The sequence below is a fragment of the Sphingobacterium multivorum genome, assembly GCF_900457465.1.
In the GTDB taxonomy this organism is placed as follows: Bacteria; Bacteroidota; Bacteroidia; order Sphingobacteriales; family Sphingobacteriaceae; genus Sphingobacterium; species Sphingobacterium multivorum.
In genome coordinates this window covers 1,380,204-1,393,845 of sequence record NZ_UAUU01000011.1, presented here as the reverse complement: position 1 = coordinate 1,393,845, position 13,642 = coordinate 1,380,204, and the positions used below count along the sequence as shown (strand labels likewise).

At 40.3% G+C, this 13,642-nt stretch carries 13 protein-coding genes and 1 pseudogene; 3 read left to right on the top strand and 11 right to left on the bottom strand.

What is annotated here, in order from left to right; translation table 11 throughout:
* Window positions 1-81: 81 nt before the first annotated feature.
* Both DTA23_RS23320 and dinB read right to left on the bottom strand, forming a co-directional pair.
* Window positions 82-2,208 (bottom strand): S9 family peptidase, encoded by a 2,127-nt coding sequence (locus tag DTA23_RS23320; RefSeq protein WP_070565534.1) that lies wholly within the window; start codon window positions 2,206-2,208, stop codon window positions 82-84.
* A 144-nt stretch (window positions 2,209-2,352) separates the two neighbouring features.
* Window positions 2,353-3,450: a DNA polymerase IV gene (dinB, locus tag DTA23_RS23315; RefSeq protein WP_070565536.1), complete on the bottom strand. Its 1,098-nt coding sequence runs from the start codon at window positions 3,448-3,450 to the stop codon at window positions 2,353-2,355.
* A 265-nt stretch (window positions 3,451-3,715) separates the two neighbouring features.
* On the opposite strand from dinB, the gene DTA23_RS23310 reads away from it, so the two are divergent.
* Window positions 3,716-4,120: a hypothetical protein gene (locus DTA23_RS23310; protein ID WP_197084053.1), complete on the top strand. Its 405-nt coding sequence runs from the start codon at window positions 3,716-3,718 to the stop codon at window positions 4,118-4,120.
* A gap of 41 nt (window positions 4,121-4,161) precedes the next feature.
* On the opposite strand, the gene DTA23_RS23305 is transcribed toward DTA23_RS23310, so the two are convergent.
* The 4 genes from DTA23_RS23305 to DTA23_RS23290 are packed head-to-tail and all read right to left on the bottom strand — an operon-like array spanning window position 4,162 to window position 7,683.
* Complete coding sequence (locus tag DTA23_RS23305) at window positions 4,162-5,115, bottom strand: MBL fold metallo-hydrolase (protein WP_112376161.1); 954 nt, start codon at window positions 5,113-5,115, stop codon at window positions 4,162-4,164.
* A gap of 4 nt (window positions 5,116-5,119) precedes the next feature.
* Window positions 5,120-5,695, bottom strand: coding sequence for a dephospho-CoA kinase (gene coaE / locus DTA23_RS23300; protein ID WP_172462500.1), 576 nt, complete (start codon window positions 5,693-5,695; stop codon window positions 5,120-5,122).
* Window positions 5,696-5,705: 10 nt separating this feature from the next.
* A complete protein-coding gene (locus tag DTA23_RS23295; protein WP_046674519.1) occupies window positions 5,706-6,656 on the bottom strand; it encodes a hypothetical protein in 951 nt (316 codons plus the stop codon).
* A gap of 52 nt (window positions 6,657-6,708) precedes the next feature.
* On the bottom strand, window positions 6,709-7,683 hold the full coding sequence (locus DTA23_RS23290; protein ID WP_070565538.1) for a BtrH N-terminal domain-containing protein: 975 nt from the start codon (window positions 7,681-7,683) through the stop codon (window positions 6,709-6,711).
* Window positions 7,684-8,200: 517 nt separating this feature from the next.
* Here DTA23_RS23290 and DTA23_RS23285 point away from each other — a divergent pair.
* Complete coding sequence (locus DTA23_RS23285) at window positions 8,201-8,638, top strand: hypothetical protein (protein WP_146753189.1); 438 nt, start codon at window positions 8,201-8,203, stop codon at window positions 8,636-8,638.
* A gap of 117 nt (window positions 8,639-8,755) precedes the next feature.
* Here DTA23_RS23285 and yajC read toward each other — a convergent pair.
* The 5 genes and pseudogenes from yajC to DTA23_RS23265 all read right to left on the bottom strand — a co-directional run bounded on the left by yajC (window position 8,756) and on the right by DTA23_RS23265 (window position 11,673).
* A pseudogene (yajC, locus tag DTA23_RS23280) lies at window positions 8,756-9,072 on the bottom strand (preprotein translocase subunit YajC).
* Window positions 9,073-9,098: 26 nt separating this feature from the next.
* The gene (locus DTA23_RS23275; protein WP_070565544.1) at window positions 9,099-9,560 is read right to left on the bottom strand and encodes a DUF1573 domain-containing protein; all 462 of its coding nucleotides are present in this window, start codon (window positions 9,558-9,560) and stop codon (window positions 9,099-9,101) included.
* Window positions 9,561-9,587: 27 nt separating this feature from the next.
* Entirely contained in the window at window positions 9,588-10,178 is a 591-nt protein-coding gene (nusB, locus tag DTA23_RS30650) for a transcription antitermination factor NusB (RefSeq protein ID WP_370445133.1), read from the bottom strand.
* Entirely contained in the window at window positions 10,169-10,534 is a 366-nt protein-coding gene (locus DTA23_RS30645) for a hypothetical protein (protein ID WP_370445132.1), read from the bottom strand. Before DTA23_RS30645 ends, nusB begins: the two co-directional genes overlap by 10 nt.
* Window positions 10,535-10,686: 152 nt before the next feature.
* The gene (locus DTA23_RS23265) at window positions 10,687-11,673 is read right to left on the bottom strand and encodes a Glu/Leu/Phe/Val dehydrogenase dimerization domain-containing protein (protein WP_370445131.1); all 987 of its coding nucleotides are present in this window, start codon (window positions 11,671-11,673) and stop codon (window positions 10,687-10,689) included.
* A gap of 181 nt (window positions 11,674-11,854) precedes the next feature.
* On the opposite strand from DTA23_RS23265, the gene DTA23_RS23260 reads away from it, so the two are divergent.
* Window positions 11,855-13,636, top strand: coding sequence for an ABC transporter ATP-binding protein (locus DTA23_RS23260; RefSeq protein WP_112376159.1), 1,782 nt, complete (start codon window positions 11,855-11,857; stop codon window positions 13,634-13,636).
* Window positions 13,637-13,642 lie beyond the last annotated feature (6 nt).

Sequence of the window (13,642 nt, the reverse complement as noted above, 5' to 3'; positions counted from 1 at the left end):
CCAGATAGATGAAAACAGGCTAAAAATAAAAATCCCCTATCCGAATGGATAAGGGATTTTCTATTTTGACCTTAACTCTTCCTATTTAAATTCTTTGGGAAGCGGCTTCTCCAATAAGTATTGGTAGTAGAAACGCGCACGCTCATTAAAATCATATTTACTTTTCGAACGGTCAAATCCATGACGGCTTCCCGGATAGATCATCAATTCAAAAGGGACGCTTCGATCCGTTAATTTATCGACAAGTTGGGTTGTATTCTGCAAATGAACATTGTCATCCATATCGCCATGCATAATGCGCAACACGCCTTTATAATTATTGGCATAGGTCAACACAGAACCAGCTTTATATCCGTCTGGATTGTCTTGAGGCGTGTCCATCCATCTTTCCGTGTAATGGCTATCATACAGATCCCATGAGGTAACCGGTGCGCCAGCAATACCAAAATCAAATACATCTGCCGCCTTCGTCATCGCCAAACAAGTCATATAGCCACCATAGCTATGCCCTGTAATAAGTACTTTGTTTTTAGCGACCCAAGGTTGCGATTTTAACCATTTAACAATTGTCGAATAATCAATAATTTCCCAGTGACCAAGATTGCGGTGCATATAAGCAACACCTTGTTTACCAAAATGACCAGATGCCCGGTGATCTGCAGAGACTTGAATAATTCCTTCATTGGCCCAGTACTGATTGGCCGTTCCTTTCCAGGTATCTTTTACCGTTCCCGCGTCAGGCCCACCGTAAATACTGAAAACAACCGGGTACACTTTTGATTTATCAAAATTTGTCGGATAAGTGATGGTCAATGGAAGATCGAACAGTCCGTCATCTGATTTAAGATGTAAGTATTCGGTTTTACCGTAGGTATACGAGGTAAAATCAGCAGCTTTACTATCCGCTAGCTGACGTACGACCTTACCTTGATTATCCAACAAAGCGAACCGATCGGGTGTACTCACATTGGAGTATTTGGTAATAAAATACTTGCCGTCAGGCGACACATTCACATCGTGCGAGTATTCACCGAACGTCAGACGTTTTAAGTTTTTACCTGAATAATCCACGCGGTACAAATCAAAACGCGCTGAGTTTTCTTTACGTGCGGTAAAATAGATCACCTTATTTTTTTCATCAATCCGTTTTAATTCCGTTACCTGCCATTCGCCGGAAGTAATTGGATTGACCAATGTTCCATCCAATTTATAGAGGTAATAATGCGCCCAGCCTGTCTTATCCGATTTTAGGATATAATATTTGTTGTCCGCCAGATATGTGATACGCTCATCGTGATCCAAATTGATCCATGAAGCCTGACGCTCATCGTAGATTTCTTTTTTCGAACCTGAATTCGGATCCACTTGATAAAACTTCAAATTGTTCTGATCCCTGTTCATCCACTGTACCATCACATTTTTACTATCAAAGGCCCAATAAGGCTGGCCAAAATACTGATCGTCTTTCTCGTTGAAATCAGCCCAGGTAACGTTGCCCCCTTCGAGGTGAACGATTCCTACCTTCACTTCCGGATTTGGGTCACCGGCTTTGGGATATCTTGTCTCCTCCAGGTAACCATGCTGGCCTTTGGACGAATAAATCGGAAACATCGGAACCTTGGTATCATCGAAACGCATAAAAGCGATCTTACGGCTGTCCGGAGACCACCAAAAAGCTTTATATTTTGTTGGGCGCCCAAGAATTTCTTCGTAATATACCCAGGATGACCAACCATTGTAGATCACATCAGTACCATCCTTTGTACATTGCATTTCTTTTCCTGAAGTCACGTCCACGCTATACAGATTGCTTTTACGCGTAAAGGCTACATATTTACCATCCGGTGATAAGGTTGGATTCTGTTCAGCAACATCAGGAGAGTTGGTCAGCCTCTTTGCTACACCATCGGTACCTTTCAGGAAGATATCATTGTTCTCGACATAAACAACCGTCCCTTCTTTAGCGGGAACTGTATAAATGCTTCTGTGACCTGACTTAATGTTAACCTGATATAAACGACCATCATTTACATCATTTTCCAGATAAGCTGTCCCGTCTGCCCAGCCAGGATACTGATTGGTACGAACTGTCAACGATGACTTTTGCCCCCAGGACTGTGCAAAATCCAATTTCTTTTGTGCGAAACCAACCTCGTGCACAAAAAAAACGATAGACGCACCTAAGAGTACTCTTGATACCGTATTCATTAATTTTTGGATATGTTTATTAATTATTTTGGCTAAGATAAAGAATTGTGACAAATAACGACGATTTTGCCTGTAACAAGCTTAATTCACATATCGCGTACCATATGATTTAGCAAGGGCTCGATTAAACCAGATGATTCCTTACTAAGGATGTTGCTCGAAAAGTGCAAGCTGTATGCCTTCCTTTGGAAAATCAGCTTCTTCCACAAAATTTGATATCGAAACACCCAACAACCTCACTTTGTTCACCAGCTCAACCTTGCTCAACAAACTATGGGCGGTGGCGTAAATTTTGTCTTCCGAATCAAAACTATTTTCTAGGGTGATACTTCGTGTCAACTGAACAAAATCGGCATATTTAATTTTTAAGTTTAAGGTTCGCCCAGATATTTCCTTTTTCCCAATACGTGTCCACAACTGTTTGCAGAGCCGTTGCAAAATGGTATTTAATTCTTCAAAAACTTCTACATCCTCACCAAAAGTATCCTCAATCCCGACCGATTTGCTGCTACGATTGGGAACAACAGGACGGTCGTCTATCCCGCGTACGATACGGTAAAAAAAATGCCCCGTCTTTCCAAACCAACGTACGAGATCCTCTTCACGCTGTTTTTTTAAATCAAGCCCAGTAAACAGTCCCAGTTCATGCATTTTTTTTGCTGTCACCTTACCTACGCCAAAAAACTTGTCCACGGGCAATGACTCCATAAACTTGACAATTTTAGAAGGACCTATAAATGTTAAGCCGTTGGGTTTGTCCATATCCGAAGCAATCTTTGCAACAAATTTATTCACGGAAACGCCGGCCGAGACGGTCAGATTCAGTTCTTCTTTGATTGCTTCTTTAATGGCTTTGGCGATATCAATAGCCGAACCAATGCCCTGCTTGTCTACAGTTACATCCAAAAAAGCTTCATCGAGGGAAAGCGGTTCAATTAAGTCCGTATAACGGAGAAAGATCTCCCGGATTTGATATGAAACCTGACGATACACGTCAAAACGAGGATAGGTAAAGATAATATGGGGGCACAACTGAAGAGCCTTTCGGGAGCTCATCGCAGATTTGACGCCAAATTTTCGTGCTTCGTAACTGGCCGTCGCAACTACTCCTCTCCCATCCGGAGAACCACCTACTGCAATCGCTTTCCCCCGATATTCGGGAAAATCACGCTGATCTACAGATGCATAAAAGGCATCCATATCCAAATGAATAATCTTGCGATGTACCTGTTCGGGATCCATGATCCAAATTTACAAAAATTAGCATTACAGACTAAGAAAACCGAAAAATAACTAATAGAATTAGCAACTATAGCAAAGCCCGCAAACGGTAGGCTCGGGAGTCTCTTACTCCAATCACGCTCGGCAACTTTCTAGGCTACATCTAAACCATTCGTTATTATGCCGTTAATTTTTTATCTTTAGGTGAAACTATAGGTTAGGCGAAAAAGCATCCAGTCCTGATAGTCTCATAAACCACAGTAAAAAGACTTAAAAATAGCACATTATGGAAAATATGCCTGAACAAAAACCGAAAAAATCCGGATTTAAGAAGTTCTTACTTCTGCTGATCCTTTTTCTACTTGTGGGGGGTGGATCCTACGTTTACTGGAAGTATTACTATGTATTCGGTGAAGGCGTAAAATCTGGTTATCTTAATTATGCTGTAAAAAAGGGCAATATTTTCAAGACATACGAAGGTAAACTCATCCAGGAGGGGTTTGGAAGTATCAAAACGGGTGGTATCGCCAGCAACCAATTTGAATTTTCTATTGAAGATGATTCTATATTCCGTCAATTGGAGCTCAATAGTGGAAAGTACTTCGATCTGCGCTACAAAGAATATCATGGCGTTCTTCCCTGGCGTGGAAACACGGTTTATATTGTTGACAAAGTTGTCAATATGAAATAGAAATTTACGTTCCCGATTGAAAACTTTTCGACACAGCCTGCTTATGCAGAAAGCACATCACGCACGATCAATTTTTCGTTAAAAAAACTTTTTAAAATGGTCCCGTCACCGTGTAGTGTCCAAACTTCCTGGGGATTTACCATCTTAATGTAGTGAAGAATGTCATTCCAGTCCACATGATCTGAAATATACAATTCGATATCATTCTGTGCCTGTAAACGTTTCCAGCCTGAAGCAAATGCACGTAATACTTTGGTCGCCCTAAAATAACTATTAAAAGTCATCGGCGGTACCAAATAAACTTTATTCTGTTCGCCCTGTTTCATTTCTTTTCTGTTGTAGGGCTCATAGTCTAATTTCTTCAGCCCGTGCTGGTCGTAAAGGCGATGGTAGGGCAATATTCCACTATGCACAAGCACTTTTCGCTCCGGACAATATCTGTTGATCAAATCAGTAATCCGCTGCGCCTTGCCCAACACATAAGTACCTAATAAAATATTACTGGCATGTCCGTCGAGTTTTTTTATCTCCTCCGCAGGATCTGGGTGTGTAATATCCGGATTTGCAAATGTGCTTTCTGTAATAAGGACATCGGCTTGCCGCACTTCGATCGGCTCGCAAGTCTCATCAGCTTGCAATTTGTAATCGCCCGTGTATAGGTAGCGCACTCCCCGGTATTCCATCAGAATTTGTGCCGAACCCAATATGTGACCTGCTGGTAAAAATGTGATTTCGACCGCACCCATTTTAAACGGACTATTGAACAATTTAACCTGATATGAATCTTTGCGGTTTTGTTTATAGCGATAAGTCATAAACAGTGAAGTTGCCTGCGTTGTATACACATAATCGTGTCCCGAACTGGCATGATCGCCATGGGCATGAGATACGACATTGTGCATGACGGGATTGCTCGCATCAATAAAAAAATCACCATAACGGCAATAATAACCTTCTGGTTTTCTGACTAAGAAGTCAGCTAATATGATCGACATAGTTTTATTTTAGAAATTTTTGATGTAAAGTCCACACTTGCGGCAATAGCGGAGTGGTTCCATCATTAATGATGACGAAGTCTGCCAGTTTTAATTTTTCTTCATCAGTTAGTTGCTTATTTATTCGCTCCATGACCTGTTCTTCAGTGATGCCATCACGCTCCATAACACGTTTAACACGTATGTGTAAAGGCGCAGTAACCAGGATGGTATAATCAAGATCCTTGTAAGAGCCACTTTCAAAAAGCAAAGCAGCCTCCTTGAGTGAATAACGGGATTTTTGTTGTTCGGCCCAGTCTTTGGCCGCCTGGATAACGATGGGGTGTACAATGCCATTTACAAGTTCGAGCTTCGCCTTGTCGCTGAATATCTGTTCGGCCAAAAAAGCCCGATCTAATTTCCCATCCTTATAGGTCTCTTTACCGAACTCCGCAATCAAGCGTTCTTTGATCCGTAAATCGGTATTCATCAATTCCTTCGCCTCATCATCTGCATTATAAACAGGTACAGCCATGGCTTTAAAAAGCTGACAGATAAATGTTTTACCGGATCCAATTCCGCCTGTTATTCCAATCTTCATGAAAATAGTGTTATTTACGTACAAAAAAGTCCACGTTTTGAGGTACAACGCTGATTACCTTACAAAAGTCAGGTACTTTGGTCAGCAAAACAGGCAAATATTGCACCCCGTTTTTCTCCCAGTCAGCCAGATCTACCACAGCTTCAAAATCTCGCGATGTATAGTTATTATAATCCTTAACGGACATCAGTACGGTGACGACCACTTTGCTTGGATTAAGCCTAACAGAACTATAGCGCTGGCCATTTTCAACCTTCACGGGTAATTCAATCACTTTCTCGGTTAACTCCCCTACAGGCATCAGAACCTCGACCGAAGTCGGATAAACATTGATATTCGCTTTTTGGTTACGTGCCAGGTTTGCCACGGTTCGAACATCGGTCTCCACTTCCTTCCCGCGAACGGTATCGGTCTCCCAATACTCAATCGCCGAAACATCCTCATAGGGCCCTGTAATCGTCACATAAGCCGGGGTAATCTTGGTATCAGCAATAAAACCATACCCACGCTTAAAGCCAATATTGGATAAAGGTTTGACGGGCACTTTGCGCTGCGTCTGTTTGGAAAAATCGAAAAACAAGGTATCTGGGCTGACCGAGACTACCCGTTGTTCATGTGGAAACTGCCGGTTGATAAAGCCCAATTGATTGGAAAAAACAATCCAATCTTTGGTTTTTAAAGAGCTTAGGTCAACCTGCACCTTTGGGGTTTCCAAAGCAGCTTTGGAAAATAGGAATTGCCATCCCGTCATCTCCAATTTCACCTTTACCGTATCGGATTGCTGTGGGTGAAATGCGCGTTTCTCGGGAAGATTGACATATTCAATTGCTGCCTTAACGGACACAGTATATTGATTGGAAATCGAAAACAATAACCAAGCTAACAACGAAATTCCAACACAACGCACGAAGACATTAATCTTACGCCGTTGGGTCTTATTTATTCGAACTGCATTCGCCATGACACAAACTTAATCAATTTGCGCAAAAATTAGCGTTCTTATCTGCATTTCATCACAAAGACGCCAATATTTCCATTGCATTTTTCTCTTTTGTGGCAAGGGTTTTGAAAATTGCTGATGCCTGTTGGACAGCATCGAAACTGGCCGTCTCAGCAATTTGACTAAACAATTCCGACAGGGATGTCCACAATAATGCAATCTGTACAAACTCATGATGAACCACCGCGAGTTGTTCTATTCCGAGGAGATCGTAACTTTCCTTGATAAAGTCGCGATACAGATTTCGAAACAAAGCACCCCCAGTGCCCGCTTTTTCCATTAGACTTGCAGCCATCTTAAACTCGCTTTCAATAGCTTGACTTGTCTTGAACCAATTCAACACTTCTTCACTGGTCTTCAAAATTCCTTTATATGAAATATTGTTGATAGGTGGTGCAAGATATTGCTTTGCATTATTGACCATTGCGGCAATCAGCACTTCTTTCAGGTCAACGTTCTCCATATTACCTGCTATGGTATAATACAAATTTTTGGACGACATAGGCCTTTTCTCTGCCCGCGCTATAGCTAAACTCGCAAGCGACGTCTTCACACTACCGCCTTGCTGCCTCGTATCCACCAAATAGGCGTGCTCATCGTCATAGCCATATATAGCGACATAATGTCCCGCAAAATGAAATGGCTTAGTAAAATATTCCAGGTAATAGGCATCGAGTTTTAATCCCACAGGTTGCCCCTCATCCAAGAGCTGTCGTACAGCCTGCCAGGCTTTTACTTTTGAAGAGGTTTCATGAACATTGAGTTCGAGACCGAGATTTTTGCAGATATGCTGCGTCAGGAGATCCGTTTTTATTCGTCCGCCCAAAAATGGAAAGTCCATGGTTTTCATTTTCCAATAGATAAAACTAAGTCCCTCCCCTAATCCAAAAAGCATCGGTTCAGAAAGTTCAATGCCAATATGCTTCAATAAAGTACCTGTTGCGGTGGTTTCACAATGTAGCCCGTCAAACGGTTTAAGATTTTCCATAGCATTCTTTTTTACAAAATTAGAAGCTCGATTGACAGCTTGGTGTCAGCAGGAAAAGAGCGTCTAATAAATACTTCTTGCGACACACTTTTTTGTTACAGAGTGTAGTCCCTTCCCTATTGTCTCATTTAATTTTTTAGCTGCAACAAAAGAATATCAGTTGGTAACCAACTTATCACTTTTTACAGTGATTGTTCAGTGATCGTTCAGTGATTGTTCAGTGATTGTTCAGTGCAGACTGAATAAACAATGACTGATTACTGTCTAAACATAGACTAAAAATTGTGTTTAGGATTACCTGGTATTAGCATGTTCCTTTTAATGCTTATCTTAATTATTATAAGCTAATCAATACATTATGGCAATCATCAAAAATGGCGTTAATGGACTGTTTCGGGAAAGCAGGCTCTGTTGTATTTGTGTCGACTAAAACAGGAAATTATGTACGCTCTCTCCCTCGCGTTAAAAAACGAGAGCCCACACCTGAACAGCTGCTGAGTAGAACAGCTTCAAAACTATGAGGTCGCATATAAGCATGTTAAACCCGATCATCAATATAGGCTACAAGGCATACAGTTATCCGAAACGGGCCTATGATGTCGCAATGTCTTATAATTTAAACCATGCGCTTATTCAGGAAGAGAACGTTTTGTGGTGGACTGGCAAAATTTATGATTGCCAAAGGAAATCCCAATCCCATCACTTCCTACACGATGGATTTCGATCAAGAAACCAGGTGTTTCTGGTTACCTGGGAATACGACCCCTATCTAGAGAAGAAATTTGACATGGGAACTTATGATTCGTTCTTATTCCTGTATAATGCAACGTATAATGGGGCTGAATATCCATTTTTGACGAATGAGGCGAAAAATAGCTTAATAACGGGCAGACAAAACATTGATATACCGAAACATAAAAAGCAAGTGACCTATGAAGTGTATATCTTTTTGTAGAGAGCTATGCGGAGGTAATACAGACAGTATGCACTTAGGTAAGATAAAGATTTGACCGGTACATAAAAAAAGCCAGTTTTCCACGAAAACTGGCTTTCATTTCTTTCCCAAAAAAGCTTAAGAAGCGCTCTTCTCCGTGTTGTTAGCAGCTTTAGAAGCATCTAAAGCAATGGCTGATTTGTCAAAACGGATTTTACACCTGAACCTACATCAACTAAGAAAGTCGTGTCTGATACTTCTACAATGCGTCCGTGAATACCAGCTGTAGTTACCACCTTTGAATTTACACCAAGTTCTTCAATATATTTCTTGTGATCTTTTTGCTTCTTCATCTGCGGTCTGATCATGAAGAAATAAAATACCACGATAATCAAAACCATTGGTAAAAAACTCATCATGTTGCCACCCGCTGCTTGTAATAATACTGTGTTCATCTTCTATTATATCGTTTAATAATGTGTTATTTTGCTAATACTTCGCCCTTTAGCTGCACTGTTGTTAAGCCATTGGAAGCATTCGATTGAATCGTAATGATCTTCTGCTGTTTACCAACTTGTCCCTCACTATTGAAAGTTACATGGATCTCAGATTTTCCACCTGGCAAAATAGGGCTTTTCGAAAACTCAGGTTGTGTACAACCACATGAAGCAGTCACTTTCGAGATAATAACAGGTGCATCACCCGAATTTTTCAGCACAAAGGTATGCTTTACCTGTGCACCTTCCTTTACCTGACCGAAGTCAAATGCAGACTCTTCAAATTCTACTTTTCCTAATTGTGCTGCCGCCTTAGAAAGGCTATCCGCAGCTGCTGTTTCAGTCGCTGTCTTGCTTCCTTCATCTTTTCCTTTTTGTGCATTTCCACAAGAAAATAAAAGTACTGCCGACAAAGCTAAAACCGAATATTTGCCAAAGTTTTTCATTCGTATAAATTATTTATGCGTTTGGTTTTAATCTCTTAAACCACGACCTGCCTTCTGGATTCTTCCTTGTTGATTCAGATCGTTTAATATTTTATCCAAGATACCATTGATAAATGTATTACTTTTCAATGTACTGAATACCTTAGAAATTTCAATATACTCATTTATTGTCACTTTCACAGGAATAGATGGAAAATTAACCAACTCACATATGGCCATACGCATCAATAAAGTATCCATTAGCGCAATACGGTCTGACTCCCAATTCTTCGTTTTCTCCGAGATAAGCTTTTGATATTCATTTGTATTGCGAATAGTTTTACCTAGCAATGCAATGACGTAGTCGCTATCATCATTCCAGTTTTGCGTAATCTCTGCCAGTTTATTTTTACGTGGATCTTCTGAACTAAAATTCTTAAAAGTCTTCGCAATCAACGCTTGCAATACTTCTTTATCGACAGGCCAGTTGATGAATTTCTCCTCAAAAACCTGCTCAATAACCGGCGATTTCAAGATGATCTTTTTAAAGATATGCTTGATGATATCCTTTTCCGTACCGATCGAACGATCCTCTTGTTGCAAGTACTCCAAATAAGCCTCGGAATCCTTTAATTGCAAAAATACCGTACGAACGATCTCCGGATCGAAACTCCAAGAAATTTTATACTTTTTGACACCTTCTCCATATTGTGGATTTGTCTCAATGACTCAATAAAAGTGTTAGTACTTAACTTGGTCGTTAAAGACAAGTCTTTTTCAGTTGGTAAAAACTTATTAGCTCTACCCTCTGCATCTATTAAGACATAATCAGATACTTCATCTAATAGATTCAGTGTCCACATATACATCTCATAGACTTCATCCACATTTTTTAATAGTGCTTTTTCAAATGTTTTGATGTCTTTATCTTCTGAAAGACTGTACGCATAAAGCGTTTGCACTACTTTTACCCTCAGGTGTCTCCTGTTTAACATAGTAATTTAAAGAACGATTTTTTTATAAAATAATAAGTAAGAACGATTTTGGGATGAAGACTACCGCTTGATTTTTTTAATATCTTGGATACGCTTCTCCGCAATGCGATTAGCCGCTTCAAAAGTAGAAATATTCTCTTCTTTTGATTTTTTCAAGACGTCTCTAGTCGCATTATAAATATTTTGATCACAAATTCAGTGTGATCTACGCCGTAATTTTGAATTTCTGAATAGCAGCCGATTAATGCACCGGCGTTGATCAAATAGTCAGGCGCGTATAATATACCTCTTTCATGCAGAATAGAACTTGTAACAAGTTCATCTTTCAATTGATTATTGGCAGAACCAGCAATAATTTTGCATTGCATTTTCTGTGCGGATTCCGGATTTACCGTACCACCTAACGCACAAGGAGAATATACATCAAATTCGTGATCGAATACTTCATTGTAAGGTATTGGCTCAGCTTTGTACTTAGCCGCCACTTTCAGCATTTTTTCTTCCGTAATATCGCTGACATATACACGTGCATTCTCTTCACGTAACATCGCGATCAAACGTTCGCCAACACCACCTACTCCATGTACAATAACTTTTTTACCAGCAACATTTTCCGATCCGTATAATTCCTTTAAACAGGCTTTTATACCAAAATAAACACCTTGTGCAGCAAAAATGGAAGGATCACCGACACCGCTACCATGAATAGCCTTTGGTAGACCAGCAACGTGGTCAGTCTCGGTATAAATATGTTCTAAATCACGTTGTGTCGTACCTACGTCTAGTGAAGCAATGAAATTACCATTCAATCCTTCAATAAACTGGCCCAAACGGCGCAATAAAACCTCAGATTTGTCCAAACGGCTATTACCAATAATAACAGCACTTCCCCCGCCTAAATTCAATCCAGTGATGGCAGATTTATACGTAATGGCCTTGGATAAACGTAAAGCATCCTCAATAGCTTCTTCTGTACTTTCGTATGGTAACATACGAACTCCTCCTATCGCAGGCCCCAAGGTTGTATCATGGATCGCAACGATAGCTTTCAAGCCCACTAATTCATCATTACAGAAAAATAAGTTTTGATGGCCAGACTGGCTCATCAATTCAAAAATAGAATTTTGAGATGTTGACATAAAATGTACTACTCTAATTTGTTTTAATTTTTTAAGGTACTTGATGCAAAAGTAGGAAAATTATTCGTTGTGCATAACAACTTTTTTTATCCAAGACTTAACATTTGATTTCCGAATGACAGTAAATTCGCTTAAATCGTAAAGCATTTTGATGAATTAGTCCTACTTTTGTATTCGTAATATGAAGGATCTCGCCTACTTAAATAAGTACTTTTATAAATACCGCTGGAAACTGATTCCAGGGGTTATTTTCGTTATCATATCCAACTATTTTGGGGTATTGCCTGCAAAGGTAATTCGCGAAGCATTTGATTTGGTACAAGAAAACATCTATCTATACCGTCTATTTGATGGTTTCGACAGACAGGAACTCATCTATCAGGTATTTGGCACCAGCCTCCTATTTTTTGGTTTCGTCGTGCTCCTACTTTCGCTGCTGCGGGGCATATTTTTATTCTTTATGCGTCAGACGATCATTTTAACCTCGCGTTATATTGAATACGACCTCAAAAATGAGATCTATAATCATTACCAGGATTTAAACTTTGGTTTCTTTCGGAAAAACAACACCGGAGATCTCATGAGCCGCGCGACTGAAGACGTCAATCAGGTGCGTAACTACCTAGGACCTGCCATCATGTATGCGATCAATACCGTAGTTTTATCGATCATGGTCATCTATGCGATGTATAGCGTCAACGGAAGATTGGCCACTTATGCATTGGCGCCAATCCCGGTCCTATCGGTTATTATTTTATTTGTTAATAAAATCATTAACAAGCGTAGCTTAAAAATACAGAAACAACTGGCGAAACTTTCTTCCTTTGTCCAGGAGACTTTTGCTGGCATCCGAGTCATCAAAACCTACACCAGAGAACAAAATAAAATGCAGGAATTTGAGAAGGAAAGTACCATTTATCGGAACACGGCTCTTGATCTCGTCAAAGTACAGGCTGTTTTCTTCCCGCTTATTCTATTGCTTATTGGACTCAGTACAGTCATTACCATTTATATTGGTGGAATCGAAGTTGCCAAAGGAACAGTGACTGCCGGAAATATCGCCGAGTTTATCATCTATGTCAACCAGTTGACTTTCCCTGCCATGTCTTTGGCTTGGGTCACGTCATTGGTGCAACGTGCTGCCGCGTCACAAAAACGGATTAACGAATTCCTTCAAACCGAATCTCCTATCGTTAACGGCACAGCTGCCAAGGAACTGGAGGGCGAAATCAAGGTTAATGGGATCTCGTTTACTTATCCGGAAACCGGCATTCAGGCGATAAAAAATATATCGTTCCAAATCCCCATCGGCAAAACACTTGCTATTATCGGAAAAACAGGATCCGGAAAATCTACGCTGGCCAACTTACTACTTCGGATGTATGATATCGACAAAGGAAGTATTCATTATGATGGTCTTGAAATTAAAAACCTTGATTTCAAAAGCTTACGCCAACAGGTCGGATTCGTCCCACAAGATGTTTTCCTATTTTCGGATACCATTGCCAATAATATAGGCTTTGGTTTAGACCACTTTACACAGGAACAAGTGGAACAGGCTGCCAAAGATGCCGCTGTATACGACAATATTATCGCTTTTGAAGATGGATTTGAAACCGCTGTTGGAGAACGTGGTATTACCCTCTCCGGGGGGCAAAAGCAACGGGTATCCATCGCACGCGCTTTAATTAAGGAACCCAAAGTATTGATTTTTGATGACTGTCTTTCAGCCGTGGATACAAAAACGGAAGAAACCATTCTCCGTTCACTAAGCCGCATCATGAAAGGCAAGACCTGTATTTTTATTGCCCATCGCATCTCGACGATCAAGAATGCAGATCATATATTGGTGATGGATCAAGGAGAAATTGTAGAACAGGGTACACATGCTGAATTGATGGATAAAAGAGGTGAATATTTTGAACTCCATGAAAAGCAATTACTGGAAAGTGTGGAAGGATAAATAAAA

Excerpts from the sequence above, each read along its gene's own strand:
- DTA23_RS23290 (WP_070565538.1), bottom strand. The coding sequence starts at position 7,683 with ATGGAAAATCTTAAACCGTTTGACGGGCTACATTGTGAAACCACCGCA.
- DTA23_RS23265 (WP_370445131.1), bottom strand. The coding sequence starts at position 11,673 with ATGTCAACATCTCAAAATTCTATTTTTGAATTGATGAGCCAGTCTGGC.
- DTA23_RS23305 (WP_112376161.1), bottom strand. The coding sequence starts at position 5,115 with ATGTCGATCATATTAGCTGACTTCTTAGTCAGAAAACCAGAAGGTTAT.
- DTA23_RS23285 (WP_146753189.1), top strand. The coding sequence starts at position 8,201 with ATGAGGTCGCATATAAGCATGTTAAACCCGATCATCAATATAGGCTAC.
- DTA23_RS23295 (WP_046674519.1), bottom strand. The coding sequence starts at position 6,656 with ATGGCGAATGCAGTTCGAATAAATAAGACCCAACGGCGTAAGATTAAT.
- DTA23_RS23260 (WP_112376159.1), top strand. The coding sequence starts at position 11,855 with ATGAAGGATCTCGCCTACTTAAATAAGTACTTTTATAAATACCGCTGG.
- dinB (WP_070565536.1), bottom strand. The coding sequence starts at position 3,450 with ATGGATCCCGAACAGGTACATCGCAAGATTATTCATTTGGATATGGAT.
- DTA23_RS23310 (WP_197084053.1), top strand. The coding sequence starts at position 3,716 with ATGGAAAATATGCCTGAACAAAAACCGAAAAAATCCGGATTTAAGAAG.
- coaE (WP_172462500.1), bottom strand. The coding sequence starts at position 5,695 with ATGAAGATTGGAATAACAGGCGGAATTGGATCCGGTAAAACATTTATC.
- DTA23_RS23320 (WP_070565534.1), bottom strand. The coding sequence starts at position 2,208 with ATGAATACGGTATCAAGAGTACTCTTAGGTGCGTCTATCGTTTTTTTT.
- DTA23_RS30645 (WP_370445132.1), bottom strand. The coding sequence starts at position 10,534 with ATGTTAAACAGGAGACACCTGAGGGTAAAAGTAGTGCAAACGCTTTAT.
- DTA23_RS23275 (WP_070565544.1), bottom strand. The coding sequence starts at position 9,560 with ATGAAAAACTTTGGCAAATATTCGGTTTTAGCTTTGTCGGCAGTACTT.